Genomic DNA, 26,259 nt, shown 5'->3' on the forward strand with positions numbered 1-26,259 from the left:
TTGCGATCTGCTCAGCGCGCGTCCTGCGAATGCCCCTCGGCCATTGCCACAATCACTTTGCGCGGCCCTTCGAACGGTGAGCGAGCATGCGCTGACAACATGTTATCGAGCATCAGCACATCGCCCTCCTGCCACGGAAAACTGATCGCACAGTCATCAAGCACCGCGCGAATCTGCGCCAGCACTTCGTCTTCGATCGGCGAACCGTCGCCGTAGTAGACGTTACGAGGCAGGTCTTCTTCGTCGACGATGTCGAGCAGGCTTTCGCGCACTTCCGCTTGCAGGTTGGAGATGTGAAACAGGTGCGCCTGATTGAACCAGACGTGATCGCCCGTTACCGGATGCACCGCCACCGCCTGACAGGTCTGCCGCGTGCGCAGTTCACCATCGTCCTTCCATTCACAGACAATGCCGTGGGCCTTGCAGTAGGCCTCGACGACCTCGCGGTCTTCGGTGTTGAACACGTCTTCCCAGGCGACGTCGAGGCCGTTGCCGAAGTTGCGCACGTACATCAGGCCTTTGCTGACGAAGCGCTCACGGATCGCCACCGGAATGCGCCGGTAGACTTCACGGCTGTCGGCAATCGGCGTCTCACCGCCGGACTTCGCCGCGATCATGCTGTAGAACCAGATTTTCATCGGCCAGTCGCGGGAATACGCCTGTTCGTTGTGCAACGGAATACTCTGGTGCGCCGGGTATTCCGTGGACGTGTACACGCCTTGGGTGACGTTGGTACGCGGGGTCGAGCCGAACTCGTAGTTCAGCAGCGGATGACCGAAGCTCGCGGCGAACTGGCGGAACTGCTCGGCGCCATCGAGGCGGAAACCGCGAAACAACACACCACCGTCGCGCAGCAGATGCTCGTCGACCAGCTCCTTCAATTCATCGAATACCGCCAACAGATAAGTGTCGGCATCGCTCGCCTCGATCAACAGCGGCAAGCGTCCGCGCTGCGGCAGCAATGGCCGAACGGAAAATCCCAAAGCAACAGCCATGACTGGCCTCCTGACTATGCGTGATGGATGAGTCGCTTTTCAGAACGCCGGTTGCGCGGCCTGCGCAAGGCGCCGGTGATGCACTTCCAGATGGCTCTTGATCGTGCGAATGACCCGCGCTTCATGTTCATGAATGAAGAAATGCCCGCCGGTCATCATGTCCACCGAGAAACTGCCCAGGGTCTCTTTGCTCCAGCCGATCAGTTGTTCAGTGGTGGCGCGGTCTTCCTTGCCGCCGAGCACGTGCACCGGGCAATTGAGCAAGGGCCGCTCGGCAGGCGTGAAGCGCCCGCACATCATGAAATCGGCGCGCAGCACCGGCAGGGTCAGGCTCATCAATTCCTGATTGGCGAGAATTTCTTCGCTGGTACCTTGAAAGGTGCGCAGCTGTTCGATGAGCTCCTCATCGCTGCGCGGCTCGGCAAAGCCGCGGTCGTAGTCGCTACGCATGGTCGGCGCAGCGGTGCCGGAGGCGAACAGCGCCAGCGGCTCCGGCGCGCCGAGCTCGCGAAAGGCATGGGCCAGTTCGCAAGCGAGCAACGCGCCGAGGCTATGCCCGAACAACGCATACGGGCCTTGCAGACCCGGTTTGTGTTCGCGCGCCAGTTGCCGCGCCAACGCGCGCATATCGGTTTGCAGAGGTTCGTCGAACCGCGCGCCACGCCCCGGCAGTTCCACCGGTTGCAATTGCAGCCACGTCGGCAGTTGACGCCGCCAGCGGCTGTAAACCATGGCGCTGGCACCCGAATAGGGCAGGCACAGCAATGTCAGCTTGGTCACCGCGCTTTCCTTGAAAAATGTGTCTGCAAGAAAGACGGATCAATGGCCGGACAAATTAGTCACCGATCGCTAAATTCCCCCGCCGGCCGCTCGTTGCCTGTTCAGGAAAAAAACAACAATCGCGAGGGAATCACCGTGGACCTGCAGAGCATTCTGGGCAAGTTGTTCGCCAACGCCGGCGCGGTCGGCATCGAGGGCGTTTTCCAGTTCATCTTCAGTGCACAACAGGCGTACTGGTACGACATCAAGACCAGCCAGCGCACGGAGCTCGGGCGCCACCCAAGCCCGGACGTGACCATCGAAGTGGCAGAAAAGGACTTTTTGGGGATCATGGCCGGGGTGGTCAATGTCGAGGAACTGTTCGCCAGCGGTCGGCTTAAGATCGGCGGCAACATGGGCCTGGCGACAATGCTGCCGCAGATCATCGACCACGCCCGCCAGGGAGGCGGCACGGTGGAAAAGGTCGACATGAACAAGCGCTACCCGACCCCGCCGCGCTTCAGTGAAAAGCTCACTGCCGCACTGCCTCGGCAGACCAGCGTCGAACGTCGCACGCGCGCCGAATTGAGCCGACATGAATTCGAAACCCGTTATCTGCCCAATGGCATTCCGTTGGTGATCAGCAACGCCCTGCACGACTGGCCGTTGTTCAGCCTGAGCCGCGAAGAGTCGCTGGTGCATTTCGCCGAATTGCAGGGCATCACCCGCCATGGCGATTACGTGAAGAAGACCTTCTCCACCGAGCGTGATTTCCGCTCGACCTCGATGGCCGAGTTCATCGCCTCGCTGGACAGCCCGGCGGTCAAGGTCGCGGACGGCGAGCCGCCGGCGTACATGGGCAACAACATTCTGCCCGCGCAATTGCTGCAACAGATCCAGTACCCGCCCTACTTCGACACCTCGCTGTTCATCCCGCCGCGCATCTGGATCGGCCCCAAGGGCACGCTGACGCCGCTGCATCGCGATGACACCGACAACCTGTTCGCCCAGGTCTGGGGGCAGAAAAAATTCACCCTCGCCGCACCGCATCATCGCGAGGCGCTGGGCACCTGGTCGACCGCGCCCAAGGGTGGTCTGGATGGCTGCGATTTCAACCCGGACGCGCCGGACTATGAGCGTTTCCCGGCGGCGCGGGAGGTGACATTTTTGCGCGTGACGCTGGAGGCTGGGGATCTGCTTTTTTTGCCCGAGGGGTGGTTTCATCAGGTTGAATCGGTGTCGACGTCGCTATCCGTCAACTTCTGGATCAACTCAGGACGAGGCTGGTAACCCGATTTCCTATAGGAGCGTAGGAGGTGGCGGTAGCTCTGGAACGCGGAAACCAGCACCACCGCCCCCGCCGCGATCGCCAGCCAAAACCCGCTGCGCGCGCCAAACGCATCCACCAGCGCGCCGGAGCCGGCGGCGCCGATTGCTACGCCGATGCTCAGTCCGGTCACCAGCCAGGTCAGGCCTTCGGTGAGTTTGGCCGGCGGCACGATGCGTTCGATCAGCGCCATCGCCACGATCAGCGTCGGCGAAAAGAACAGGCCGGCGATGAACACCGCCACCGACAAACCGAGAATATTGCTCGCCAAAAGCAGCGGCAGCGTGGTCACCGCCGTCGCCACGCCGCCGTAGAGAAACAGGCGCGGCAGCGGCAATTTCGAGCGCATCGCACCAAAGGCGATGCCGGCCAGGCATGAGCCGATCGCGTATACCGACAAGACAATACTCGCCGCTGCCGGCTGGCCCTGATGCTGGGCGAAGGCGACGCTGACCACATCGATGACTCCGACGATCACGCCCATCGCCAGCATCAAGGCCAGCAGCCATTGCACATCGGTCGAGCGAATGATCGAGCCCTGATGCTGCGACTCCTGCGCGTGCACTGGCGGCTCGGTGCTGCGCTGGGCGACAAACGTCGTCACGCCGATAGCCAGCGCCAACAACGCCGCCAACGGCCCGGCCTCGGGAAACACTGCAACGGACAGGCCCACCGATAGCGGCGGCCCGACGATAAAACACACTTCGTCGAGCACCGACTCCAGCGCATAGGCCGTCTGCAACTGCGGCTGGCCCCGGTAGATTTCGGTCCAGCGCGCCCGCACCATCGCCGACATGCTCGGCATGCAACCGGCCAGCGCGGCGAACACGAACAACGTCCAGTTCGGCGCCTGCAGACGCGTGCACAGCAGCAACATCAACAACCCGCCGCCACCTGTCAGCGCTGCGATTGGCAGCACCCGCCCCTGCCCATAACGGTCAACCAGCCGTGACACCTGCGGCGCGCAAAACGCCGTGGCCAGGGCGAACGTCGCCGCCACCGCGCCCGCCAGCGCATAGCCGCCGTTCAACTGCGCGAGCATGGTGATCAGGCCGATGCCGGTCATCGAAATCGGCATGCGCGCCAGCATCCCGGCCATTACAAAAGCACGGGCGCCTGGGGCGGTGAACAATTCGCGGTAGGGGTTTGCCATCGATCGCAGCCTCATCAGGGGCGGCCAAGTTGCCATAGGCTTGAATGCCGTGGAAGCGCGCAATTGTTGGTGGAGTGTGAAAGCCAGCTGATCTTTCCAGCGCTGACGACGATGACCATTTGTCGAAAATGCGCGTTGACCTGTCAGACCTGACAGGTGCGCTCCCTTGTGGTTTGCGCTCTGATGAGGCCGTTGATCTTCACGTATCACCTTGGAACCCTGCAACCACACTCAGGAGCCTCGCCATGGACGAATCGTCAATGCTCGTCTTACCCGAAGCGGAAAAGGCGCCGTGGGCCGTGCCCGCCCTGTATGGACTGGCACCCTTTCGCAACGACGCCGCGCTGGCGGCTGCGGTGGATGATCGGCTGATGCCGTGGATCGAGCAGGTGGGGATTTTTCCGGGGCGGCACGACAAGGTCCGCGCCATGGCTTTCGGGCGCTTCGCCATGCTGTGTCATACCGACACCGATGAGCCCGATCGGCTGTTGCTGGCGGCGCAATGTTTCGCCGCGCTGTTTGCCGTGGACGATTACTATTGCGACGACGAGCGAACCGGGTCTGAGCCGAGAATGGTCGGGCCGCGCCTCTCTCTGGCGCTGGCAGCCCTGGAGCCGGTTCACTTGAGCGAACGATTTCGCCCGGAGCTTGAGCAGGCATTGAACAGTGATCAGGTGTTGGTCGCCCTGCGTGCCTGGCTGGCGCGGGTCGAGGCATTCGCGACAGCGGCGCAGGTTGCCCGCGTGCGCCATGAAATCATTGCCATGTTCGTCACCATGACCGCCGAAGCGGCTTGGCGTATCGAAGGAATCACGCCCGCGCTCTGGGAATATCTGGCTCAACGGCAGGTCAACAGTTTCCTGCCGTGCCTGGCGCTGATCGACATCATTGGCGGGTATGAATTGCCCGCCAACGTCTACAGTTCATCCGCGGTGAGGCGCGTCACGACGCTGGCCGCCAGCGCCACGATGATTGTCAATGACCTGTTTTCCGCGCTGAAGGAACAGCAGGCGGGTATCGGCGATTTCAACCTGCCCTTGTTGCTGATCCGCGAACAGGGCTGCTCGCCCGCGCAGGCGATGGCACAAAGTGCTGCCGTTCACGATGAAATCATGCATCTGTATGAGTCGGCAGAACGAGCATTGTTGCCGCACGCCTCGCCGCGACTCAAACGCTACCTGCGCGGAATCAAGAGCTGGTTGGCCGGCAACGTCGAATGGCATCGCAGCAGTGGCCGCTATCAGGTCTGACGCTGGCGAACTTTTCATGGTTGCAGATGAACTCTCGCCGCCGGCCATCAGTCAGCTACTTAAGTCTCTGGAACCAAGGCGTGAATCGTCATGCAGATCTCCCTCGCTCATCAGGTGGCACTGGTCACCGGCGCCAGCTCCGGCATCGGCCATGGCGCCGCGAAAGCACTCGCCGCGGCCGGCGCTGCGGTCGTGATCAACTACAACAGCAGCGCCGGCCCCGCTGAAGAACTGGCCGCGCAAATCAACGCCAAGGGCGGTAAAGCACTGGCCATCGGTGCCGACGTCTCGAAAGAGGACGAGGTCGAACGGCTGTTCAAAGAGACCGTCGACGCGTTCGGTTCGCTGGACATTCTGGTGGCCAATTCCGGCCTGCAAAAAGACGCTGCCGCCGTGGACATGACGCTCGACGACTGGAATACGGTGATCGGCGTCAACCTCACCGGGCAGTTCCTTTGCGCGCGTGCAGCGTTGCGGATTTTCCAGCGTCAGGGCGTGCGCGAAGGCGTGTCGCGCGCGGCGGGCAAGATCATTCACATGAGCTCGGTGCACCAGCGCATTCCATGGGCCGGGCATGTCAATTATGCGGCGTCCAAGGGCGGCGTCGATCAATTGATGCAGAGCCTCGCCCAGGAAGTCAGCCACCAGCGCATCCGCATCAACAGCATCGCGCCCGGTGCGATCAGCACTGCGATCAACGCTGACGCCACCGCAGGCGAAGCCGGCAAAAAGCTTCTCGAACTGATTCCCTACGGACGCATTGGTGACGTCGAGGACGTTGCCAATGCAGTGGTCTTCCTCGCTTCCGACCTGTCCGATTACATCGTCGGCACCACCCTGTTCATCGATGGCGGGATGAGCCTCTATCCGGAGTTTCGTGGCAATGGCTGAGCCTGAAATGGAACAACAGAGCGCCATCGGTGCTCACGGCATCATCGGCGACATGCGCAGCGCCGCGCTGGTCAATGACAAGGGCAGCGTGGATTTTTTCTGCTGGCCGGAGTTCGACAGCCCGACGATTTTCTGCTCGCTGCTCGACACCCCAGAGGCAGGCATTTTCCAGCTCGCGCCGGACTTGCCGGACGCACGCCGGGAACAGATTTATCTGCCCGACACCAACGTCTTGCAGACCCGTTGGCTGAGCGAACACGCCGTGGTGGAGATTACCGATCTGCTGCCCATCGGTGACGATGTCGATTCCCTGCCGCTGCTGATGCGCCGGGTGCGAGTGGTCAGCGGCTCGGCGACGTTCAACCTGCGTTGCGCGGTACGTCACGACTACGGCCGCGCCGAAACCCGGGCGGAGATGGACGAAAAAGACGTGACGTTCCACGCCACTGGTCAGCCGTCGCTACGCCTGGCTTCAGATCAAACCCTGCAGGTCGGCGCACAGGCAGCCGTCGCGCAATTCACCCTCAAGCACAATGAAACCGCCGCGTTCATGCTCGGCGGCATTGATGATCCGCGTTTCACCGAGGGCGCTGCCGAGCTGTGCATGGAGCGCACATTGAAATACTGGCGCGGCTGGATCGGCCAATCCAACTATCGCGGCCGGTGGCGGGAAATGGTCAATCGCTCCGCCCTTGCCCTGAAACTGCTGACCTCGCGCCGCCAAGGTGCGATCCTCGCCGCCGCCACCTTTGGCCTGCCGGAAACCCCCGGGGGCGAGCGCAACTGGGATTATCGCTACACGTGGATTCGCGATGCGTCGTTCACGGTTTATGCGTTCATGCGCCTGGGCTTCGTCGACGAGGCCAACCACTACATGCAATGGTTGCGCGGACGGGTCAGCGATTGCTGCGGCAAACCGATGAAGCTCAACATCCTCTATGCCATCGACGGCCAGCAGGAGTTGCCGGAAACCGAACTCACGCACCTGGCCGGCCACGGCGGCGCGCGACCGGTGCGCATCGGCAACGGTGCCTACGAGCAGGTCCAGCTGGACATCTTCGGCGAACTGATGGACGCCGTGTATCTGGTCAACAAATACGGTGACGCGATTTCCCATGAAGGCTGGCGGCACGTCGGCGAAGTGGTCGATCAGGTCTGTGAGAACTGGCAGACCGAGGATGTCGGCATCTGGGAGATGCGCGGTGAGACCCATCATTTCCTGCACTCGCGGCTGATGTGCTGGGTGGCCCTGGACCGCGCAATCCGTCTGGCTTCCAAGCGTTCGCTGCCGGCGCCGTTCGCCCGTTGGGATCAGACCCGGCAAGCGATCTACACCGACATCTGGGACAACTTCTGGGATGAAGAACGCGGGCATTTCGTTCAGTACAAGGGCGGCACCGCGCTGGACGGCTCGATGCTGCTGATGCCGCTGGTGCGTTTCGTCAGCGCCAAGGACCCGCGCTGGCTCTCGACTCTGGAAGCGATCGAAAAAACCCTGGTGCGCGACGGCATGGTCTATCGCTATCGCAACGAAGACGCCAACATCGATGGCCTCAACGGCACCGAAGGCGCATTCGCTGCGTGCTCGTTCTGGTACGTCGAATGCCTCGCGCGCGCCGGGCAGGTGGAAAAAGCCCATCTGGAGTTCGAGCAGTTGCTGCGTTACGCCAACCCGCTGGGGCTGTACGCCGAAGAGTTCGACAGCCATGGCCGCCATCTGGGTAACACGCCGCAAGCGCTGACGCATCTGGCGCTGATCAGTGCAGCGAGTTTTCTTGATCGCAAGTTGAGTGGCGAGAAGAGTTCCTGGCAGCCGTAATTGACACCAGGGGCTGTAGGAAACAGCCCTGATCAACGCCGATTTTTGGAATTGACGCCACGCAAACAGGCAGCTGCTCCCAGCCTCTGTGGCGAGGGAGCTTGCTCCCGCCGGGTCGCGAAGCGCACCCGTCACTTGACTGCCCACTGACTGAAAGCCCCCGCAGCCACTGGCTTTGCGCCTGCTGCGCAGCCGAGCGGGTGCAAGCTCCCTCGCCACAGTTTCAAGCGTGGGCCGCTGCCGTGTTGGTTAAACAGAGGCTACGCAGACCTACCCGGCAACGTACGCTTACACGCCGAAATACCTTGTTGCCAGCCGTTACATCCACACCTACCATCCAACGCAACGGGCACAGCGGAGCTGTCCAACCACCCCCGAATTCAAGGAACCGGAATGCCTCACCATGTCCAGCGCAGCATCGACTCCCCTCTTCGCACCGGACTGAGCCGCACCCAGCTCTGGGAAGCCGCCGACAAAGGCCTGATCAAATGCTGGGAAATCGGCCGCCAGCGCGCCGAACGCTTTCCCGAACTCGCCCAGCGCTGTCTGGCCGGTGAATTGCCGGTACTTGGCTGGAAGGGTGGCGTCAGTCGCAGCCTGAAGAAAAACGAGAAATATGGCTCCCTGAAATACCTGGCGCAGTGGCAGGGTGTGCGCGGTGAGGATCTGGATATTGATCTGGCGCAGGAGCGTGCGCTGACATGCTCACGGACGAAGATGAAGGTGACGTTTACGCCGGATCGGACCAAGTATTTCAATCAGGTGGCGGAAGTTGAGGTTTGAACGGTCACGAATATCTGAGGTTAGCAATCCACCTTTTCAGGCTTTTATATGACTTCAACATCTGTAGATAAACTCGCACTTGCGGTTGCTTTGCTGGCGCTGGGTGCAACGTTTTGGCAAGCGCAAGCGCAAATCAAACATAACCATGTCTCGGTAGAGCCTCGTATAACTTCGTATTTCTCCAACAACGGAAATAAAGATCAGTGGGGTATTTACGCGTTCAATAACGGCATGGGCAACGCTTTTGTAGAAAGCGTCAAGGTTTACGTAGACGGACAACCGGTCCCTGATCATCAGTATGGACAGTTCTTTTCTGCCGTGACTGCGCTGGGACTCAACCCGCTGTGTTTTCTTGTTGGTGGCCCACGCCCAAACGATGCCTTTACAGTCAATAGCGAAGAGCGCCTCATCGAAGCCAATCCAAAAGCCCCAGAGGTCTGTGCATTGAATAAGTTGCTTCTGCAGGCGTACGCTAGCGAACGCATCGATTATGAATTGATCGTCAAGTCTATTTATGGCGATCGGTTCAAATACCGCTATTCAAAAAACGCACAGGTCGCACTCTAAAGCTCCATCCGCTCCACTCAGCAATCACGGCAATACTGGATCTGCTGCAACGCTGACCGAAAACCGCTCCCGATAAGCCTGCGGCGTCACGCCAATAGCCCGCAGAAAACTGCGCCGCAGTGTCTCTTCGCTGCCAAACCCGCAATTGGCCGCGATGCGTTTGACCGGCAGGCCGGTATCGCTGAGCAGTCGCCGGGCGGTTTCGACGCGGATCAATTCGATCGCCCGCGCCGGGGTCTGGCCGGTGTCGGCGCGGTAGTGGCGGATGAAGCTGCGTTCGCTCATGCCGGCCTGTTCGGCGAGGGTCGGGATGCCGAGATCACAGGTCAGGTTCTCGGCGATCCAGGCGTGCAGTTCATCGAAGCGGTTGCCCTGTTGTTGCAGCGACAGCGTCACACTGAATTGCGACTGCCCGCCCGGGCGTTTGAGGAACACCACTAAATGCCGGGCCACGTCGAGGGCAATGTCGCGACCGAGGTCTTCTTCGACCATCGCCAGCGCCAGATCGATACCCGCCGTGACCCCGGCGGAAGTCCACACCGGGCCGTCGTTGATGAAAATCGGGTTGGCTTCCACACGCAGATTCGGATGTTGCTCGGCCAATTGTTCGCAGCGGGTCCAGTGCGTGACCACGCGGCGGCCGTCGAGCCAGCCGCTGGCCGCGAGCAGAAAGGCCCCGGTGCACACCGAAGCAACGCGCCGGCAGCCGTGCGCATGTTCGCGCACCCAGTCGACCAGTTGCCGATCTTCCGATGCCGCATAAATGCCCCAGCCACCGGCGATGATCAATGTGTCGCTGGGCGTTTGCGGCAACGGTTCGGCGAGCACCGCCAACCCCGCCGACGACAGCACCGCCCCGCCACCGCTGGCGATCACGCTCGGCGCGTAGGGCGTCGGCAACCCGCGCTGGCGGGCGAGATCATTGGCCGAGGCAAACACCTGCAACGGCCCGGTGACATCAAGAATCTGCATGTTGGCAAACGCGAGGACGTGAATGGCTTTGGACATTTGGCGTGATTCGTGGGGTGATTGGCGTATGCGCCAGAACCTACGCGCCTACAGTGAAGTCGTCCACTTCTTTCAACGGAGCAAGAACGATGACGCTGCAGATCGGTTTTCTGTTATTCCCGCAGGTTCAGCAACTCGACCTGACCGGCCCTTACGACGTGCTCGCCTCGCTGCCCGACGTGCAGGTGCATCTGGTCTGGAAGGACCTGATGCCGGTGACGTCCAGCACCGGCCTGCTGCTGAAACCGACCACGACCTTCGACGACTGCCCGGATCTCGATGTGATCTGCGTGCCCGGCGGTGGCGGCGTCGGGCCGTTGATGGAAGACCAGCAGACGCTGGATTTCATCAAGCGCCAGGCCGCCCAGGCAGGTTATGTGACCTCGGTGTGCACCGGCTCGCTGGTACTTGGCGCGGCGGGTCTGCTGCAAGGCAAACGCGCGACCACCCATTGGGCGTATCACGAGTTGCTGCCGAAGCTGGGGGCGATTGCGGTGAAGGATCGGGTGGTGCGCGACGGCAATCTGTTTACCGGTGGCGGGATCACCGCCGGGATCGATTTTGCCTTGGTATTGGCCGCTGAATTGGTTGATGCGGATACCGCGCAGCTGGTGCAGTTGCAGCTGGAATACGCCCCGGCGCCGCCGTTCAATGCCGGCAGCCCGGACGTGGCACCGAGTGCAGTTGTCGACGAAGCACGGTTGCGCGCGGCGCCTTCGTTCAAGCTGCGTACCGAGATTACCGAGCGCGCGGCGGCCAACCTGAATCTGCGCTGATCTGCAGCCGAATGCAAAACCCTTGTAGGAGTGAGCCTGCTCGCGATAGCGGTCGATCAGCCAACATCTGCGCGGAATGACACACCGCTATCGCGAGCAGGCTCACTCCTACAGGGGATCCGGGGTTTGCCGTGATGTCTGATCGTTCCCATGCTCTGCGTGGGAATGCAGCCGGGGACGCTCCGCGTCCCACAGCCTCAAGATCGCAGCCTTCGGCAGCTCCTACAGGTCGGTGTGAAATTATCAGCGGCGGTTTTCTCGCTGCCCTTCACTTGTCCCCACCCCCTCGCCCGTGTAGAAAGCCCCTTCCAGAATTTCGCACAAGGACTTTCGATGAAGGCGCTGCCCTGGCTCTATCTTGCGCTGCTCGGCCTCGGTTACGGACTGGCCCTGAGCTACGGCCAACCCGGTTGGCTGGCATTGATCTCCGTGGGGCTTTTGCTGTTCGCCGCGTTCGCCGTGCGCCAGCAACAGGTGCCGGTCGCGCGCTGGCTCGGCCACGGCCTGTTTGTCGTCCTGGCCCTGGCATTGGCGCTGCACTGGCTGCCGGGTTTCGCCAACGGCCGCGCGATCAATCCACAACGTTTCACTGAAAACGCCGTGCCGTTCGCGATGTACCTCAACCTCGACAAACCGCTGGTGGGTTTCTGGCTGCTGCTGGTGTGCCCGTGGATCGTTGCGCGGCGGTCGTTGCGACTGACGGTCTACGCCACCGCCCTCGCCCTGACGCTGTGCGCGATTCTCGCCCTCGGCGGTGCGCTGCTGCTCGGCGTGATTGCCTGGGCGCCAAAGTGGCCGGATCAGGCCTGGCTCTGGGTGCTGAACAATCTGCTGCTGGTGACGCTGGTCGAGGAAGCGCTGTTTCGCGGCTATATACAGGGCGGACTCAGCCGTCGTCTCAAGCACTTGCCGTATGGCGACAACCTCGCGCTGCTGTCGGCCTCGCTGCTCTTCGGTCTGGTGCATGCCGGCGCCGGCTGGACCTGGGTGTTGCTGGCGGGACTGGCCGGGGTCGGCTATGGTCTGGCCTACCGTTTCGGCGGACTGGGCGCGGCGATCGCCACGCATTTCGGCCTGAACCTGTTGCACTTCGGCCTGTTCACCTATCCGATGCTGGCCAGTTGACGCAAGCGCCGTTTTGCGACGCCGTACGTAATTCTGAAAAAAAACTTCAATAAAAACCTGTCAGCGCCGACAACCTTTCAAAGCCTTGCGGATTGAAAAACCATGCGTAACAACCAGCCCATTACACAACGCGAGCGGACCTTTCCAGCTCAGCAACGGTTGATTTCCACCACCGATGCCAAGGGCGTGATCACCTACTGCAACGACGCGTTCGTTGAAATCAGCGGGTTTTCGCGGGAGGAACTGATCCGGGCGCCGCACAATCTGGTCCGTCACCCTGACGTGCCGTCGGCGGTGTTCTCGCACATGTGGGGCACATTGAAACAAGGCTTGCCATGGATGGGCATTGTCAAGAATCGCTGCAAATCCGGTGACCACTATTGGGTTAACGCCTACGTCACGCCGGTGTTTGATGGCAGCCAGGTAATCGGTTACGAGTCGGTGCGCGTCAAACCCACCGCCGAACAGATCCGCCGCGCCGAAGCGCTCTATCAACGCATCAATCAGGGCAAGTCGGCGATTCCTTCGACGGACAAATGGCTGCCGATCCTGCAGGACTGGTTGCCGTTCATTCTGGTCAGCCAGTTGAGCTTCATGATCGGCGCGACGCTGAACTCGCAGTGGGGCTTCGCCCTTGCCGCCGGTCTGTCGGTGCCGCTGGGCCTGATGGGCCTGCAATGGCAGCAACGCGGGCTCAAGCGCCTGCTGCGCCTCGCCGAGCAGACCACCTCCGACCCGCTGATCGCGCAGATGTACACCGACAGCCGTGGCGCCCAGGCGCGTCTGGAGATGTCGATCCTCAGCCAGGAAGCGCGCCTGAAAACCTGCCTGACCCGTCTGCAGGACACCGCCGAACACCTGACCGATCAGGCCAAGCAGTCCGACGCCCTGGCGCACAACAGCTCGACCGGCCTGGAACGCCAGCGCGTGGAAACCGAACAGGTCGCCACCGCCGTCAACCAAATGGCCGCCACCACCCAGGAAGTCGCCAGCCACGTACAACGCACCGCTGACGCCACCCAGGAAGCCAACCGCCTGACCGGGCGCGGCCGTGACATCGCCGGGGAAACCCGCGAAGCCATTCAGCGTTTGTCCGTGGTTGTTGGGGAAACCGGCCTGACCGTGACGCAACTGGCCAAGGACAGCGACGAAATCGGCGGCGTGGTCGACGTGATCAAAGGCATCGCCGACCAGACCAACCTGCTTGCCCTTAACGCCGCCATCGAGGCTGCACGTGCCGGCGAGATGGGCCGTGGTTTTGCCGTGGTGGCTGACGAAGTTCGTCAACTGGCGCAACGCACCAGCGAATCCACCGGGCAGATTCACGCGCTGATTGCCAAGTTGCAACAGACCGCGTCCAGCGCTGTGCAAACCATGGAAGCCGGACATCGTCAGGCCGAAGAAGGCGTGGCGCGGGTACTGGAAGCGGATCAGGCCCTGGTCGGGATCAGTGAAGCGGTGGCCAACATCACCGACATGACCACACAGATTGCTGCCGCGACCGAAGAGCAAAGTGCCGTGGCTGAAGAAATCAGCCGCAACATCAGCAATATCTCGGAACTGGCGGATCAGACGTCGGAACAGGCGCATAACTCGGCGTTGCTGAGTGAAGAGCTGACCAAGACGGCCAACACGCAGTACTCGTTGGTAGAGCGGTTTAACCGCTGATTGAACTGGCGATAACAAAAAACCCGGAGAGCGAGAGCTTCCGGGTTTTTTGTTGTGTCATTGAATATCTCCCCCCTCACCCCAAGGGGGGCGAGGGGGAAAGGGAGCCGATCTCTGTGCATTTCAGAATTTGAGTTCGACTCGGTATCTCAAGTCGGCGTACCTCGCACATACACCTCGGTCAGTCCCCTCTACCTCTGGGAGAGGGTTAGGGTGAGGGCTGGCCCAATAACTACTAAGGCAACTTCAGCTTGTCCAGCAGCCGATTGACCAACAGTTCGTTCAGCATGATCACCTGTTGCAGCGCCAGCAGTGGTTTGCGTTCCGGGCCGCCGATTGAGTTGGCGATGTTACCGGCCATGGCATGGGCGTAGGAAAGCGACTCGCAAGCCTCGACCAGCAGGGTTTCGTCATCCAGCGTGGGGTCTACAACATAGACGGGGCGATATTTTGGCGAGCTTGGTGGAGCGCCTAGATCTTCAGGTTTGAGGTAGTAGTCGAGAGCGCGGTCGGTGGCCTCTTTGACTTTTTGCGAGTCGAGATCGGGGCCGTGGGGGGTTGGCGGGTTGGGGGTTACTTTGAACATGGGCGTACTCCGGTTTCGAATATTGGGAGCCAACACCCTCGCTACCAAACGAAAGGTGGTGGTCATACGCAGGTTGGTAGACCGGTCGAAACAGGAAACCCGGCGCTCACAAAGGAGCCCCACGCATGCCCACCATAAAAGCCGAGCCCCGAATCGGGACTGCATACGGTGACGCTATACAACGGTTTCGACGCGGGCTACCAAACCCCATCACTGTTTTCCAGTGACCAAGAAACGATATAGCCAACCTCATAGCCGCGTAAGCCGGCGGATTCTGGCGTACGCGTAGGCAACGGCGCAAGGAGTTGTAGCCGGGATGGCGTAACGGATCGTGTAGTTTAAACGTGGGAATTTGAAGATGTTTAATTGCTGGGATTGCCTCTGACAGGCAGGTGGTTTGATGTCGTCTGGAAGGGAGCTTTCGCGAGCAGGCTCGCTCCTACACTGGATCTGCGCCAATCACAAATTATGCTCCCGACACCGAGCCCCTGTAGGAGTGAGCCTGCTCGCGATGAGGCCTTCTTTGCCGACAACGATCTCACTTAAGCACTGCAGAAACTGCCTACAACTGCGCCAGAATACGCCGACTGGTGCGGGTTGAGGCCAGGTTCTATCGTTTGCCGTTCGCTACTCAATCACGCAGACCGGCCAGCATGAATACAACCCCCGCCCGAAAACCCGCTAAACAAAAAATTCGAAATGAGCTGACATTCCTTGATGTTCGGCAGGCCGCACGTGATGGGCAGAACGTGTTCGATAAATTTGTGATCACTGGCAGGCTACCCATCACCAGATGAATCAAAAAGATCGCAGCCTTCCGCAGCTCCTGCACGGTTACTGCAGGAGCTGCCGAAGGCTGCGATCTTTTGATCTTGGAAGCCCGGAAGCGCAAGCTTCCGGGCTATTTATTACCTGTCTTAATTTGATGTCGCTTGGCAGATCGCTTTCGCGAGCAGGCTCGCTCCCACCGGGATCATTTTCGAGCACAAAGAAGGTGGCTACCGCTAATCCAATGTGGGAGCGAGCCTGCTCGCGAAAAAGCCATGACAACCAGCGTAATTATTGAGGCAACTTCAGCTTGTCCAGCAGCCGATTGACCAACAGTTCATTCAGCATGATCACCTGTTGCAGCGCCAGCAGTGGTTTGCGTTCCGGGCCGCCGATTGAGTTGGCGATGTTACCGGCCATGGCATGGGCGTAGGAAAGCGACTCGCAAGCCTCGACCAGCAGGGTTTCGTCACCCAGCGTGGGGTCTACAACGTAGATCGGGCGATATTTTGGTGAACTTGGTGGAGCAGCCAGGTCTTCGGGTTTGAGGTAGTAGTCGAGGGCGCGGTCGGTGGCTTCCTGGACTTTTTGCGGATCGAGTGCGGGGTCGTGGGGGATTGGCGGGTTGGGGGTTACTTTGAACATGATGAAACTCCTATCGCAGACTGAAGGAGCCATCACCTTCGCTAACAAACGAGGGTGGCGGCCATACGCGGGTTGGTAGACCGGCTGCAATAGGAACCCGGCGCCCGCGAACGAGCCCCACGCATGACCACCATATAAACCAAGCCCCAAAAAAGGACGGTCTGAAGGCGTAGACATACGGCCATTACAGACGGGCTACCAAACCCGATCACTGCTTTTTTTCAGTGACCGAGAAACGATATAGCCAACCTCATAGCCGTGTAAGCCGGCGGATTCTGGCGTACGCGTAGGCAACGGCGCAAGGAGTTGTAGCCGGGATGGCGTAACGGATCGTGTAGTTTAAACGCGCGAACAAAATCATGTTTACACACAGGAAATGCCGGACCGAGCACGCTTCCGGCTCTTTATCGTGTCAGCGAAATCGCCCCTCACCCTAACCCTCTCCCGGAGGGAGAGGGGACTGAACCGAGGTGTTTGGGAGAGCTACGCCGACGTGCAATACCGCGTTGAACTCAGGCTTTGAAAACCACACATATCGGCCCCCTCTCCCTCGGGAGAGGGCTGGGGTGAGGGGCAGCAACAACACAAATCAAAAGCCGAACATCCACGCTTTTCACCACTCAATAGGCCGAGTGTCAGCTCGCCTGCTCTTGATCTGGATCCACCGGCGACGTCGGAAGGCTGAGTGGAGGGATTGATCCGGGGGTGGGAGCGCAGCGACCGTCTGGCGCAGCCAGACACAGCGGAAGGAGGTGCAGCGAAGCAAACCGGAGCCGCTGCGCCCGGATCGATCCCGCAGCGAAGGAACCCCGAGCCTAAGCGAGCGGGCCGAACGTAGGAGCAAGCCTTTTTGGTTACTTTTTCGGCGTTTGGAAAAAGTGACCCGCCGTCAGGGCGGAACCCTAAGGAGCCGTTACCGCAGCAACGGATATGCCCCCAAAAGCATGATCAACAGCTACCCCGACCCTCTCCCCCAAGGGGGCGAGGGGGAAAGGGAGCAGATCTTCATGCAACGCAAAATCCCGGCCCGGCTCAAAATCAGTCACGGAGAAATTCAGCCACCTTCTGCGCAGCACCCGCCAAATGATCGGAATGCGTAAAGCCAGAAGCCTTGAGCGGCTTCAAATCATGATCCCCCGCCGCCAGCCACATCACCTCAATACTCGGTGACAAGGTGTAAGCCTCGACAGCTTCACGATTACCCAGAGCATCCCGCTCCCCCTGCACAATCAACGTCCGCGTGCGCAACAAAGCCAAATGCTCCACCCGCGGTTTCTCCCGCTTCCCAGCCGCATAAAACGGATAGCCCAGACACACCAACCCATCAGCCCCCAACTCATCCGCCACCAGACTCGCCATCCGCCCGCCCATCGACTTGCCGCCAATCGCCAACCGCCCAGCGACATGACGCCGCACCACCGCAAACACCTCACGCCAACACTCCTGCAATTTCCCAGCAGGATTCGGCGGCCGCTTTACCCCATCCACCCGCCGCTGCGCCATATAAGGAAACTCAAACCGCAACACATTCACCCCAAGCCCGGCAAGGCGCCCAGCCATGTCATTCATCCAGTCACTATCCATCGGCGCCCCCGCTCCATGCGCAAGGATCAGAGTCGCAAAAGCCTCACCAACAGCGGCATCCCACAGCCACCCATGATCACGCACACACTGCGCCCATTGATCCCCGTCAATACTGGCCTTGTGCTGTTTGTCCATGCTTGCCTCGCTTTTAGTCTGCCTATAACTCCAGGCGAAGGATTCGCGCCGTTTACGCGCGCTCACTTCGGCTGAACCGTGGATGGGGAACCATGAACACTTCTATCAGTACCGCCTACAACTACAAGGTGGTCCGCCAATTCGCCATTATGACGGTGGTGTGGGGCATCGTCGGCATGGGCCTCGGGGTTTTTCTCGCGGCGCAATTGGTCTGGCCGGAACTCAACTTCAATCTGCCCTGGACCAGTTTCGGCCGTCTGCGCCCGCTGCACACCAACGCTGTGATCTTCGCCTTCGGTGGCTGCGCGCTGTTCGCCAGCTCTTTCTACTCGGTGCAACGCACCTGCCAAACGCAATTGTTCGCGCCGCAAATCGCCGCGTTCTGCTTCTGGGGCTGGCAACTGGTGATCCTGCTGGCGGCGATCAGCCTGCCGCTGGGTTACACCAGTTCCAAGGAATACGCCGAGCTGGAATGGCCGATCGACATCCTCATCACCATCGTCTGGGTCGCCTACGCCATTGTGTTCTTCGGCACGATCATGCAGCGCAAGACCAAACACATCTATGTCGGCAATTGGTTCTTCGGCGCGTTCATCATTACCGTGGCGATTCTGCACATCGTCAACAATCTTGAGTTGCCGGTGAGTTTCACCAAGTCCTATTCGGTTTACGCCGGTGCCACCGACGCGATGGTGCAATGGTGGTACGGCCACAACGCTGTGGGCTTTTTCCTCACCGCCGGCTTCCTCGGCATGATGTATTACTTCGTGCCGAAACAGGCCGAGCGTCCGGTGTACTCGTATCGCCTGTCGATCGTGCACTTCTGGGCCTTGATCACCCTGTACATCTGGGCCGGCCCGCACCACTTGCACTACACCGCGCTGCCGGACTGGGCACAGTCGCTGGGCATGGTGATGTCACTGATTCTGCTGGCACCGAGCTGGGGCGGCATGATCAACGGCATGATGACCCTCTCGGGCGCCTGGCATAAGTTGCGCAGCGATCCGATCCTGCGCTTCCTCGTGGTGTCGCTGGCGTTCTACGGCATGTCGACCTTCGAAGGGCCGATGATGGCGATCAAGACCGTCAACGCCCTCTCCCACTACACCGACTGGACCATCGGCCACGTTCACGCCGGCGCGCTCGGCTGGGTGGCGATGATCTCCATCGGCGCGCTGTACCACATGATCCCGAAAATCTTCGGCAAGACGCAGATGCACAGCGTCGGCCTGATCAACGCGCATTTCTGGCTCGCGACCATCGGCACCGTGCTCTACATCGCCTCGATGTGGGTCAACGGCATCGCCCAGGGCCTAATGTGGCGCGCGGTCAACGAGGACGGCACGCTGACGTATTCCTTCGTCGAAACCCTGGTGGCCAGCCATCCGGGCTTTGTCGTGCGCCTGATCGGTGGGGCGATTTTCCTCAGCGGCATGTTGCTGATGGCTTACAACACCTGGCGCACCGTGCGGGCCTCGCAGCCTGCTGAAGTCGTCGCTGCCGCGCAGATGGCCTGAGGAGTCCGCCATGAAACACGAAACCATTGAAAAGAACGTCGGCCTGCTGATGCTGCTGATGGTGTTCGCCGTGAGCATCGGCGGCCTGACCCAGATCGTCCCGCTGTTCTTCCAGGACGTCACCAACAAACCGGTGGAGGGCATGAAGCCCTACACCGCGCTGCAACTGGAAGGCCGCGACATCTATATCCGCGAAGGCTGCGTCGGTTGCCACTCGCAGATGATCCGCCCGTTCCGCGCCGAAACCGAACGCTACGGGCACTATTCGGTGGCCGGCGAAAGCGTCTGGGATCACCCGTTCCTGTGGGGTTCGAAACGTACCGGGCCGGACCTCGCCCGGGTTGGCGCGCGCTACTCGGATGACTGGCACCGCGCGCACTTGTACAACCCGCGCAACGTCGTGCCGGAATCGAAGATGCCGGCTTATCCATGGCTGGTCACCCAGGCCGTCGACAGCAGCCACACCGAAACCAAGCTGAAAACCATGCGCACCCTCGGCGTGCCGTACACCGACGACGACATCAGCGGCGCGGTCGCCAGCCTCAAGGGCAAGACCGAAATGGACGCCCTCGTTTCCTATCTGCAAGTGCTCGGCACTGCGATCAAGAGCAAGAGGTGAGCACGATGATCTTTGAGATGAGTGCAGGCCTGATCCGCGGCCTCGGCACGGTCGTGGTGTTCGTCGCCTTCGTTGGTTTGACGCTTTGGGTGTTCAACCGCAAGCGCACCCCGGAGTTTGCCGAAGCACGTCTGCTGCCGTTCGCCGATGAACCGCAACCTGACACTACCCAAGCACCTGAAACAAGGAGTACCCGGCCATGACCACCTTCTGGAGTACGTGGATCTGCGTACTGACCATTGGCAGCCTGATCGGCCTGACGTGGCTGCTGATCGGCACCCGCCGGGGCGAGACCAAGGGCAGCGTCGACCAGACAATGGGCCACAGCTTTGACGGCATCGAGGAATACGACAATCCGCTGCCGCAGTGGTGGTTCATGCTGTTCGCCGGCACGCTGGTGTTCTCGGTGGGCTATCTGATTCTGTATCCGGGCCTGGGCAACTGGAAAGGCATCCTGCCCGGTTACGAGGATGGCTGGACCGGCGTGCACGAGTGGGAAAAGGAGATGAACAAGGCGGACGCCCGGTTCGGGCCGATCTTCGCCAAATTCGCTGCCATGCCCGTGGAAGAAGTGGCCAAAGATCCGCAGGCGCTGAAAATGGGCGGTCGCTTGTTCGCCTCCAACTGCTCGGTGTGCCACGGCTCCGACGCCAAGGGCGCATTCGGCTTCCCTAACCTCGCCGACAGCGACTGGCGCTGGGGCGGCGAGGCCGAGACGATCAAGACCACCATCCTGGGCGGACGGATGGCGGCGATGCCGGCCTGGGGCGAAGTACTCGGTGAAGCCGGGGTGAAAAACGTCGCAGCCTACGTGCGCCACGAGTTGGCCGGCCTGCCGCTACCCGCCGACAGCAAGGCGGATCTGCAAGCCGGGCAGCAAGCGTTCAGCACCACTTGCGTGGCGTGCCACGGCGCAACTGGCCAAGGCACCCCCGCGATGGGCGCACCGAATCTTACCCATCCGGCCGGCTTCATCTATGGCACCAGTCTGACCCAACTGGAGCAAACCATTCGCCATGGTCGCCAAGGACACATGCCGGCGCAGAACGAGTTGTTGGGCAACGATAAAGTGCAATTGCTTGCCGCCTATGTGTACAGCCTTAGCCACGGATTGAATACAGAACGAATGGCAAGTGAAGACATAAAGAAATAAATCCTGCGCACACAGCTGCCGCGACTTTTTCGTTGCGGCAGTTTCCCGCCCCATTGCGACGCATTGTCGCACCCCTTCCCACCTCACCTTTCGGTTCGCCTGATTCAGGTCTACGCTTGTTCGAAAGCGGATTGGTGCGTGACAGTTTCAGATCACTCCCGGGCGATGCGGCCGCTGAACCGGCTGACGGATTCGCCGCAAGGGCTGGTAGATAACGGCTGTTGCGCCGAATGCCTTTCGTCCCCCGATCATGACGTCGAAAAAGACGCCGTCGATGGCCATCCGAACTCCGCGTTTTTTTCACTCACAGCGACATTTTGACAGGGGCCGTTTTGACCCTACACGGCGCATGGAAAGGCCGCAGAATCAGCGCTGGAAAGCATTGACCCAGGTCATGGCGCGTTGCAATGACCCCCTGCTCTCTGCATACTTGCGGCCGATTCCAATCCTAATAAAACACCCAAACCGTGGAACCTTAGAATGAGCACAGCAATCAGTCCGACTGCTTATAACTATAAGGTAGTCCGCCAGTTCGCCATCATGACGGTGGTCTGGGGGATCCTTGGCATGGGGCTCGGTGTCTTCATTGCCTCGCAACTGGTCTGGCCGGAATTGAACTTCGGTCTGCCGTGGACGAGCTTTGGACGCCTGCGCCCGTTGCACACAAACCTGGTGATTTTCGCCTTCGGCGGTTGTGCACTGTTTGCCACCTCCTACTATGTCGTGCAGCGAACCTGCCAGACGCGACTGATTTCCGACAGCCTCGCAGCCTTCACCTTCTGGGGCTGGCAAGCGGTCATCGTCGGCGCCATCATCACCTTGCCGCTGGGTTACACCACCACCAAGGAATACGCTGAACTGGAATGGCCGATCGCCATTTTGCTGGCCATTGTCTGGGTCACCTACGGTCTGGTGTTCTTCGGCACCATCACCAAACGCAAGACCAAGCACATCTATGTCGGCAACTGGTTCTACGGCGCGTTCATCGTCGTCACCGCGATGCTGCACATCGTCAACCACATGTCGTTGCCGGTCAGCCTGTTCAAATCGTATTCGGCCTACTCCGGCGCCACTGACGCGATGATCCAGTGGTGGTACGGCCACAACGCGGTGGGTTTCTTCCTGACCACCGGTTTCCTCGGGATGATGTACTACTTCGTGCCGAAACAGGCCGAACGTCCGATCTATTCCTATCGCCTGTCGATCGTGCACTTCTGGGCCCTGATCACCCTGTACATCTGGGCCGGCCCGCACCACCTGCACTACACCGCCCTGCCGGACTGGGCACAATCGCTGGGCATGGCGATGTCGATCATTCTCCTGGCGCCGAGCTGGGGCGGCATGATCAACGGCATGATGACCCTGTCGGGCGCCTGGCATAAATTGCGCACCGACCCGATCCTGCGCTTCCTGGTGGTATCGCTGGCGTTCTACGGCATGTCGACCTTCGAAGGGCCGATGATGGCGATCAAGACCGTCAACTCGCTTTCGCACTACACCGACTGGACCATCGGCCACGTACACGCCGGCGCACTCGGCTGGGTGGCGATGATTTCCATCGGCGCGATCTATCACATGATCCCCAAACTGTTCGGCCGGGCGCAGATGCACAGCATCGGGCTGATCAACGCGCACTTCTGGCTCGCGACCATCGGCACCGTGCTCTACATCGCCTCGATGTGGGTCAACGGCATCACCCAGGGCCTGATGTGGCGTGCAATCAACGATGACGGCACCCTCACCTACTCGTTCGTCGAAGCGCTGCAGGCCAGCCACCCGGGCTTCATCGTCCGCGCGCTGGGCGGTGCTTTCTTTGCCAGCGGCATGCTGCTGATGGCTTACAACGTGTACCGCACCGTTCGTGCGTCGGATCCGGTTGAAGCCGAAGCCGCCGCCAAGATTGCCGTCGTTGGAGCTCACTGATGAAGCATGAAGCTGTCGAGAAGAATATTGGCCTGCTGGCCTTCTTCATGGTCATCGCCGTCAGCGTCGGTGGCCTGACCCAAATTGTTCCGCTGTTCTTCCAGGACGTCACCAACAAGCCGGTCGAGGGCATGAAGCCACGCTCGGCGCTGGAGCTGGAAGGCCGCGACGTGTACATCGCCAACGGTTGTGTCGGCTGCCACTCGCAGATGATCCGCCCGTTCCGCGCTGAAACCGAACGCTATGGCCACTATTCGGTTGCCGGTGAAAGCGTCTGGGACCACCCGTTCCTGTGGGGTTCCAAACGTACCGGTCCGGACCTGGCCCGTGTGGGCGGTCGTTACTCCGATGACTGGCAACGTGCGCACTTGTACAACCCGCGCAACGTGGTCCCCGAGTCGAAAATGCCGGCTTACCCGTTCCTCGTGGAAAACAAGCTAGACGGCAAGGAAACCGCGAAGAAAATGGAAGTGTTGCGCACCCTCGGCGTGCCTTATACCGACGAAGACATCGCCGGTGCTCAGGAGGCCGTGAAGGGCAAGACCGAAATGGACGCGCTGGTGGCCTACCTGCAAGGCCTGGGCACCATCATCAAAAGCAAACGGTGAATCTGATGGATATCGGGATGATTCGAGGCCTGGGCACCGTTGTCGTGATGGTGGCCTTCATCGGTCTGGCCTTGTGGGTGTTCAGCCCCAAGCGCAAGTCGGAGTTTGACGACGCGACCATGTTGCCTTTTGCAGATGATCCCGAAGCCATCAAGCACGTCGAGCAAGCTTCTAGGAGTAACAAAGAATGACTACATTCTGGAGTCTGTACGTCACAGTCCTCAGTCTCGGTACGATCTTCGCACTGACCTGGCTGCTGCTGTCGACCCGCAAGGGCCAGCGCAGCGAACAGACGGACGAGACGGTCGGCCACTCCTTCGACGGGATCGAGGAGTACGACAACCCGCTGCCGAAATGGTGGTTCATGCTGTTCGTCGGCACCATCGTGTTCGCCCTGGGTTACCTGGTGCTGTACCCCGGCCTGGGCAACTGGAAAGGTCTGCTGCCGGGCTACAACTATCTCGATACCGAGAAGCAGACCGCGTTCGCCAATGGCCAGACCGGCTGGACCGGCGTCCACGAATGGGAAAAGGAAATGGCCCGTTCCGACGCTCGCTTCGGTCCGATCTTCGCCAAGTTCGCGGCGATGCCGATCGAAGAAGTTGCCAAGGATCCGCAAGCACTGAAGATGGGTGGCCGTCTGTTCGCCTCCAACTGCTCGGTGTGCCACGGTTCCGACGCCAAGGGCGCCTACGGTTTCCCCAACCTGACCGACGCCGACTGGCGCTGGGGCGGCGAGCCGGAAACCATCAAGACCACCATCATGGGCGGCCGCCACGCGGTGATGCCGGCCTGGGCGGAAGTGATCGGCGAGCAAGGCGTGGCCGACGTAGCGGCCTTCGTGGTGACCAACCTCGACGGGCGCAAACTGCCGGAAGGCACCAAGGCCGACCCGGCCAATGGCGGCAAACTCTTCGCCGCCAACTGCGTGGCCTGCCACGGCCCTGCCGGCAAAGGCACCCCGGCCATGGGCGCGCCAGACCTGACTCACCCGGGCGCATTCATCTACGGCTCGAGCTTCGCGCAACTGCAACAGACCATCCGTTACGGCCGTCAGGGCCAGATGCCGGCGCAGGAACAACTGCAGGGCAATGACAAGGTTCACCTGCTGGCGGCGTATGTATACAGCTTGTCCCACGGTGAAAAAGCACCGGAAGCAAAGGCTGAATAAGTCCAGCGCTTGAAGCATAAAAGGCCCCGCCAATCAGATTGGCGGGGCCTTTTTTCATGGTGGCATTCATGATTCGAAACGTTTGCTCGATGAACATTTCCAGCCGCGAGTTTAATCAGGACACCAGTGCAGCCAAAAAAGCCACACATCAAGGTCCAGTAATCATTACTGAGCGAGGCAGGCCTGCCCACGTATTGCTCAGCATTGAGGAGTACCAGAAACTGACCGGCTGCCAGACGAGCATCGTTGAGCTACTGGCGATGCCGAATGCGGCTGAAATCGAATTCGCCCTATCACCGGCGGGGCTTTTTCATGGGCGTTGGGCAAAAACCGAATGCACTGGCGTGGTGTCGATCAGAGTCCGCTCACGCCATTGGTTGTTCTCTACCAGATAGATCTGCAACTGCTTGCGATCCTCGGTAAAGCTCGCAGTCAGATAGGTCTGCTGGGACGTACTGCCGCTCAGGTACATCGGCACACTGCCCTGCCAGTAGGCGTCACCGCCATCTGTGTGCAAATGGCCGGCAAAGATCGCCGTCACCTGGTATTTGTTGACCATGTCACGGAAACGCTTCAGTTGCTCGGGGCTGCCCTTGTGCCTCAGCGGCTTATGCATATTGATGATGATTGCATAGCCCTGAGCTCGCGCTACCCTGAGATCTGTCTCAAGCCAGTCCAGTGCGTCGTTGATTTCGAATGTCGTCGGGTTCAGCGCATGGGCAATCCGTGTGGTGTAGGTCGGCTCGTTATTGAGCTGGACCAAATGCACTTCGCCAACATTTTTCGAATAGGCGAGACTGCCGGAATACGTTTTGCTCAGAAAGCCGCTAGTAATCTCCAGGTCGAAGTTATCGACTTTACCTTCATGATGTTCTTTGAACTCGACGATGCTGCCTGCTGCACAGCTGTTACTGAAACAGTCATCGACATTATTTTCATAGTCGTGATTGCCCAGCCCGTACAAGTAGTCACCACCGAAATACTTGTTCAATGCCGCCTTCATATAAGATCGCTGCCAGCCATGACCAAAAGCGGTGATATCGCCATTGATCATCAGAGGTACCTGCGCTTGAGAGCCGTGCTGGTTTCTGAATTCGGCAATGCTCGCAAGTTGGCTTTCAACCAGCCATTTCGAGCGCTCCTTGAATTCCGAATCCGATTCCGGTTCGCGGCTATCGGTCTTGTCTGTCCACGGATATTGGGTATCCGAAGCAAAGACCATGTGTTTGGGCAGGCCAGTAGCCGCGTGAGCGGTAATAGCCGAAGCCAGCAAGCAAGCACTTATAAAAATGCGCACAAGATTATTAAAAACCATACGTTAAATTCCATTTAGATTGATTATTAAAACGCGAAACATGATTCGCGAGGAGCCAACTTATTCGAACACGACGAAAACTTCAAAGCTCTCGCAAACAACAATCAAGTGAAT

General features: G+C 60.1%; 26 protein-coding genes and 1 pseudogene. 18 read left to right on the top strand and 9 right to left on the bottom strand.

Annotated elements, in window-relative coordinates:
- Positions 1-11: 11 nt before the first annotated feature.
- Positions 12-995 (bottom strand): TauD/TfdA family dioxygenase, encoded by a 984-nt coding sequence (locus tag BLU71_RS12235; RefSeq protein WP_083353191.1) that lies wholly within the window; start codon positions 993-995, stop codon positions 12-14.
- A gap of 39 nt (positions 996-1,034) precedes the next feature.
- Positions 1,035-1,775: a thioesterase II family protein gene (locus tag BLU71_RS12240; protein ID WP_042608396.1), complete on the bottom strand. Its 741-nt coding sequence runs from the start codon at positions 1,773-1,775 to the stop codon at positions 1,035-1,037.
- 135 nt (positions 1,776-1,910) lie between these two features.
- On the opposite strand from BLU71_RS12240, the gene BLU71_RS12245 reads away from it, so the two are divergent.
- Positions 1,911-3,044 (top strand): cupin-like domain-containing protein, encoded by a 1,134-nt coding sequence (locus BLU71_RS12245; RefSeq protein ID WP_083353192.1) that lies wholly within the window; start codon positions 1,911-1,913, stop codon positions 3,042-3,044.
- Here BLU71_RS12245 and BLU71_RS12250 read toward each other — a convergent pair.
- Positions 2,978-4,234, bottom strand: coding sequence for an MFS transporter (locus BLU71_RS12250; RefSeq protein ID WP_083353193.1), 1,257 nt, complete (start codon positions 4,232-4,234; stop codon positions 2,978-2,980). The two genes, BLU71_RS12245 and BLU71_RS12250, sit on opposite strands and share 67 nt — an antisense overlap.
- 128 nt (positions 4,235-4,362) lie before the next feature.
- Between BLU71_RS12250 and BLU71_RS12255 the strand changes: the two genes are divergently transcribed.
- The 5 genes from BLU71_RS12255 to BLU71_RS12275 all read left to right on the top strand — a co-directional run bounded on the left by BLU71_RS12255 (position 4,363) and on the right by BLU71_RS12275 (position 9,544).
- Positions 4,363-5,484: a family 2 encapsulin nanocompartment cargo protein terpene cyclase gene (locus BLU71_RS12255; protein ID WP_231982528.1), complete on the top strand. Its 1,122-nt coding sequence runs from the start codon at positions 4,363-4,365 to the stop codon at positions 5,482-5,484.
- 90 nt (positions 5,485-5,574) lie between these two features.
- The gene (locus BLU71_RS12260) at positions 5,575-6,375 is read left to right on the top strand and encodes a glucose 1-dehydrogenase (RefSeq protein WP_083353195.1); all 801 of its coding nucleotides are present in this window, start codon (positions 5,575-5,577) and stop codon (positions 6,373-6,375) included.
- A complete protein-coding gene (locus BLU71_RS12265; protein WP_065614985.1) occupies positions 6,368-8,194 on the top strand; it encodes a glycoside hydrolase family 15 protein in 1,827 nt (608 codons plus the stop codon). Before BLU71_RS12260 ends, BLU71_RS12265 begins: the two co-directional genes overlap by 8 nt.
- Positions 8,195-8,587: 393 nt before the next feature.
- Positions 8,588-8,977 carry a hypothetical protein gene (locus tag BLU71_RS12270; protein ID WP_083353196.1) on the top strand — a complete coding sequence of 130 codons (390 nt, stop codon included), beginning with the start codon at positions 8,588-8,590 and terminating at the stop codon, positions 8,975-8,977.
- A 48-nt stretch (positions 8,978-9,025) separates the two neighbouring features.
- Positions 9,026-9,544, top strand: a complete 519-nt coding sequence (locus tag BLU71_RS12275) for a hypothetical protein (protein WP_083353197.1) — start codon at positions 9,026-9,028, stop codon at positions 9,542-9,544.
- Positions 9,545-9,568: 24 nt separating this feature from the next.
- On the opposite strand, the gene BLU71_RS12280 is transcribed toward BLU71_RS12275, so the two are convergent.
- Positions 9,569-10,552 carry a GlxA family transcriptional regulator gene (locus BLU71_RS12280; RefSeq protein ID WP_083353198.1) on the bottom strand — a complete coding sequence of 328 codons (984 nt, stop codon included), beginning with the start codon at positions 10,550-10,552 and terminating at the stop codon, positions 9,569-9,571.
- An 89-nt stretch (positions 10,553-10,641) separates the two neighbouring features.
- On the opposite strand from BLU71_RS12280, the gene inhA reads away from it, so the two are divergent.
- From inhA to BLU71_RS12295, 3 genes are all read left to right on the top strand, one after another.
- Positions 10,642-11,328 (top strand): isonitrile hydratase, encoded by a 687-nt coding sequence (gene inhA, locus BLU71_RS12285; RefSeq protein WP_083353199.1) that lies wholly within the window; start codon positions 10,642-10,644, stop codon positions 11,326-11,328.
- A 333-nt stretch (positions 11,329-11,661) separates the two neighbouring features.
- Positions 11,662-12,453, top strand: coding sequence for a CPBP family intramembrane glutamic endopeptidase (locus BLU71_RS12290; RefSeq protein ID WP_083353200.1), 792 nt, complete (start codon positions 11,662-11,664; stop codon positions 12,451-12,453).
- Between the two features lie 102 nt (positions 12,454-12,555).
- Positions 12,556-14,121, top strand: coding sequence for a methyl-accepting chemotaxis protein (locus BLU71_RS12295; protein WP_042608406.1), 1,566 nt, complete (start codon positions 12,556-12,558; stop codon positions 14,119-14,121).
- 235 nt (positions 14,122-14,356) lie between these two features.
- Here the strand turns inward: BLU71_RS12295 and BLU71_RS12300 are convergent, their stop codons facing one another.
- The 3 genes from BLU71_RS12300 to BLU71_RS12310 form a co-directional block, all read right to left on the bottom strand.
- Positions 14,357-14,707 (bottom strand): DUF6124 family protein, encoded by a 351-nt coding sequence (locus BLU71_RS12300; RefSeq protein WP_083353201.1) that lies wholly within the window; start codon positions 14,705-14,707, stop codon positions 14,357-14,359.
- Between the two features lie 1,059 nt (positions 14,708-15,766).
- The gene (locus tag BLU71_RS12305) at positions 15,767-16,120 is read right to left on the bottom strand and encodes a DUF6124 family protein (protein WP_083353202.1); all 354 of its coding nucleotides are present in this window, start codon (positions 16,118-16,120) and stop codon (positions 15,767-15,769) included.
- A gap of 1,038 nt (positions 16,121-17,158) precedes the next feature.
- Complete coding sequence (locus BLU71_RS12310) at positions 17,159-17,839, bottom strand: alpha/beta family hydrolase (protein WP_083353203.1); 681 nt, start codon at positions 17,837-17,839, stop codon at positions 17,159-17,161.
- A 92-nt stretch (positions 17,840-17,931) separates the two neighbouring features.
- Here BLU71_RS12310 and ccoN (BLU71_RS12315) point away from each other — a divergent pair, with 92 nt between their 5' ends.
- From ccoN (BLU71_RS12315) to ccoP (BLU71_RS12330), 4 genes are read left to right on the top strand one after another with little or no spacing between them, the layout of a single operon-like run.
- Entirely contained in the window at positions 17,932-19,356 is a 1,425-nt protein-coding gene (ccoN, locus tag BLU71_RS12315; protein WP_083353204.1) for a cytochrome-c oxidase, cbb3-type subunit I, read from the top strand.
- A 10-nt stretch (positions 19,357-19,366) separates the two neighbouring features.
- Positions 19,367-19,975, top strand: coding sequence for a cytochrome-c oxidase, cbb3-type subunit II (gene ccoO / locus BLU71_RS12320; protein ID WP_003223389.1), 609 nt, complete (start codon positions 19,367-19,369; stop codon positions 19,973-19,975).
- A gap of 5 nt (positions 19,976-19,980) precedes the next feature.
- Positions 19,981-20,178, top strand: coding sequence for a cbb3-type cytochrome oxidase subunit 3 (locus tag BLU71_RS12325; RefSeq protein ID WP_083354334.1), 198 nt, complete (start codon positions 19,981-19,983; stop codon positions 20,176-20,178).
- Positions 20,175-21,128 carry a cytochrome-c oxidase, cbb3-type subunit III gene (gene ccoP, locus BLU71_RS12330; protein ID WP_083353205.1) on the top strand — a complete coding sequence of 318 codons (954 nt, stop codon included), beginning with the start codon at positions 20,175-20,177 and terminating at the stop codon, positions 21,126-21,128. Before BLU71_RS12325 ends, ccoP (BLU71_RS12330) begins: the two co-directional genes overlap by 4 nt.
- Positions 21,129-21,275: 147 nt before the next feature.
- On the opposite strand, the gene BLU71_RS27910 is transcribed toward ccoP (BLU71_RS12330), so the two are convergent.
- Positions 21,276-21,410 carry a hypothetical protein gene (locus BLU71_RS27910; protein WP_268893363.1) on the bottom strand — a complete coding sequence of 45 codons (135 nt, stop codon included), beginning with the start codon at positions 21,408-21,410 and terminating at the stop codon, positions 21,276-21,278.
- 198 nt (positions 21,411-21,608) lie between these two features.
- On the opposite strand from BLU71_RS27910, the gene ccoN (BLU71_RS12335) reads away from it, so the two are divergent.
- The 5 genes and pseudogenes from ccoN (BLU71_RS12335) to BLU71_RS27740 form a co-directional block, all read left to right on the top strand.
- Positions 21,609-23,051, top strand: coding sequence for a cytochrome-c oxidase, cbb3-type subunit I (ccoN, locus tag BLU71_RS12335; protein ID WP_042608412.1), 1,443 nt, complete (start codon positions 21,609-21,611; stop codon positions 23,049-23,051).
- A complete protein-coding gene (gene ccoO, locus BLU71_RS12340; protein WP_042608413.1) occupies positions 23,051-23,659 on the top strand; it encodes a cytochrome-c oxidase, cbb3-type subunit II in 609 nt (202 codons plus the stop codon). Before ccoN (BLU71_RS12335) ends, ccoO (BLU71_RS12340) begins: the two co-directional genes overlap by 1 nt.
- 5 nt (positions 23,660-23,664) lie before the next feature.
- Positions 23,665-23,850, top strand: coding sequence for a CcoQ/FixQ family Cbb3-type cytochrome c oxidase assembly chaperone (locus BLU71_RS12345; protein ID WP_016775513.1), 186 nt, complete (start codon positions 23,665-23,667; stop codon positions 23,848-23,850).
- Complete coding sequence (gene ccoP / locus BLU71_RS12350) at positions 23,847-24,830, top strand: cytochrome-c oxidase, cbb3-type subunit III (RefSeq protein ID WP_042608414.1); 984 nt, start codon at positions 23,847-23,849, stop codon at positions 24,828-24,830. Before BLU71_RS12345 ends, ccoP (BLU71_RS12350) begins: the two co-directional genes overlap by 4 nt.
- 89 nt (positions 24,831-24,919) lie before the next feature.
- Positions 24,920-25,117: pseudogene (locus tag BLU71_RS27740) on the top strand (type II toxin-antitoxin system Phd/YefM family antitoxin); the annotation flags it as partial.
- A 23-nt stretch (positions 25,118-25,140) separates the two neighbouring features.
- On the opposite strand, the gene BLU71_RS12360 reads toward BLU71_RS27740, so the two are convergent.
- Entirely contained in the window at positions 25,141-26,145 is a 1,005-nt protein-coding gene (locus tag BLU71_RS12360) for a metallophosphoesterase family protein (RefSeq protein ID WP_064363878.1), read from the bottom strand.
- Between the last annotated feature and the right edge of the window lie 114 nt (positions 26,146-26,259).

The sequence above is a fragment of the Pseudomonas moraviensis genome (assembly GCF_900105805.1).
In the GTDB taxonomy this organism is placed as follows: Bacteria; Pseudomonadota; Gammaproteobacteria; order Pseudomonadales; family Pseudomonadaceae; genus Aquipseudomonas; species Aquipseudomonas moraviensis_A.

What these genes read in the sequence shown, in the direction of transcription:
- BLU71_RS12235 (WP_083353191.1), bottom strand. Translation starts at nt 995, where the DNA reads ATGGCTGTTGCTTTGGGATTTTCCGTTCGGCCATTGCTGCCGCAGCGC.
- BLU71_RS12250 (WP_083353193.1), bottom strand. Translation starts at nt 4,234, where the DNA reads ATGGCAAACCCCTACCGCGAATTGTTCACCGCCCCAGGCGCCCGTGCT.
- BLU71_RS12255 (WP_231982528.1), top strand. Translation starts at nt 4,363, where the DNA reads ATGCGCGTTGACCTGTCAGACCTGACAGGTGCGCTCCCTTGTGGTTTG.
- BLU71_RS12260 (WP_083353195.1), top strand. Translation starts at nt 5,575, where the DNA reads ATGCAGATCTCCCTCGCTCATCAGGTGGCACTGGTCACCGGCGCCAGC.
- BLU71_RS12265 (WP_065614985.1), top strand. Translation starts at nt 6,368, where the DNA reads ATGGCTGAGCCTGAAATGGAACAACAGAGCGCCATCGGTGCTCACGGC.
- BLU71_RS12270 (WP_083353196.1), top strand. Translation starts at nt 8,588, where the DNA reads ATGCCTCACCATGTCCAGCGCAGCATCGACTCCCCTCTTCGCACCGGA.
- BLU71_RS12275 (WP_083353197.1), top strand. Translation starts at nt 9,026, where the DNA reads ATGACTTCAACATCTGTAGATAAACTCGCACTTGCGGTTGCTTTGCTG.
- BLU71_RS12280 (WP_083353198.1), bottom strand. Translation starts at nt 10,552, where the DNA reads ATGTCCAAAGCCATTCACGTCCTCGCGTTTGCCAACATGCAGATTCTT.
- inhA (WP_083353199.1), top strand. Translation starts at nt 10,642, where the DNA reads ATGACGCTGCAGATCGGTTTTCTGTTATTCCCGCAGGTTCAGCAACTC.
- BLU71_RS12290 (WP_083353200.1), top strand. Translation starts at nt 11,662, where the DNA reads ATGAAGGCGCTGCCCTGGCTCTATCTTGCGCTGCTCGGCCTCGGTTAC.
- BLU71_RS12295 (WP_042608406.1), top strand. Translation starts at nt 12,556, where the DNA reads ATGCGTAACAACCAGCCCATTACACAACGCGAGCGGACCTTTCCAGCT.
- BLU71_RS12300 (WP_083353201.1), bottom strand. Translation starts at nt 14,707, where the DNA reads ATGTTCAAAGTAACCCCCAACCCGCCAACCCCCCACGGCCCCGATCTC.
- BLU71_RS12305 (WP_083353202.1), bottom strand. Translation starts at nt 16,120, where the DNA reads ATGTTCAAAGTAACCCCCAACCCGCCAATCCCCCACGACCCCGCACTC.
- BLU71_RS12310 (WP_083353203.1), bottom strand. Translation starts at nt 17,839, where the DNA reads ATGGACAAACAGCACAAGGCCAGTATTGACGGGGATCAATGGGCGCAG.
- ccoN (WP_083353204.1), top strand. Translation starts at nt 17,932, where the DNA reads ATGAACACTTCTATCAGTACCGCCTACAACTACAAGGTGGTCCGCCAA.
- ccoO (WP_003223389.1), top strand. Translation starts at nt 19,367, where the DNA reads ATGAAACACGAAACCATTGAAAAGAACGTCGGCCTGCTGATGCTGCTG.
- BLU71_RS12325 (WP_083354334.1), top strand. Translation starts at nt 19,981, where the DNA reads ATGATCTTTGAGATGAGTGCAGGCCTGATCCGCGGCCTCGGCACGGTC.
- ccoP (WP_083353205.1), top strand. Translation starts at nt 20,175, where the DNA reads ATGACCACCTTCTGGAGTACGTGGATCTGCGTACTGACCATTGGCAGC.
- BLU71_RS27910 (WP_268893363.1), bottom strand. Translation starts at nt 21,410, where the DNA reads ATGGCCATCGACGGCGTCTTTTTCGACGTCATGATCGGGGGACGAAAG.
- ccoN (WP_042608412.1), top strand. Translation starts at nt 21,609, where the DNA reads ATGAGCACAGCAATCAGTCCGACTGCTTATAACTATAAGGTAGTCCGC.
- ccoO (WP_042608413.1), top strand. Translation starts at nt 23,051, where the DNA reads ATGAAGCATGAAGCTGTCGAGAAGAATATTGGCCTGCTGGCCTTCTTC.
- BLU71_RS12345 (WP_016775513.1), top strand. Translation starts at nt 23,665, where the DNA reads ATGGATATCGGGATGATTCGAGGCCTGGGCACCGTTGTCGTGATGGTG.
- ccoP (WP_042608414.1), top strand. Translation starts at nt 23,847, where the DNA reads ATGACTACATTCTGGAGTCTGTACGTCACAGTCCTCAGTCTCGGTACG.
- BLU71_RS12360 (WP_064363878.1), bottom strand. Translation starts at nt 26,145, where the DNA reads ATGGTTTTTAATAATCTTGTGCGCATTTTTATAAGTGCTTGCTTGCTG.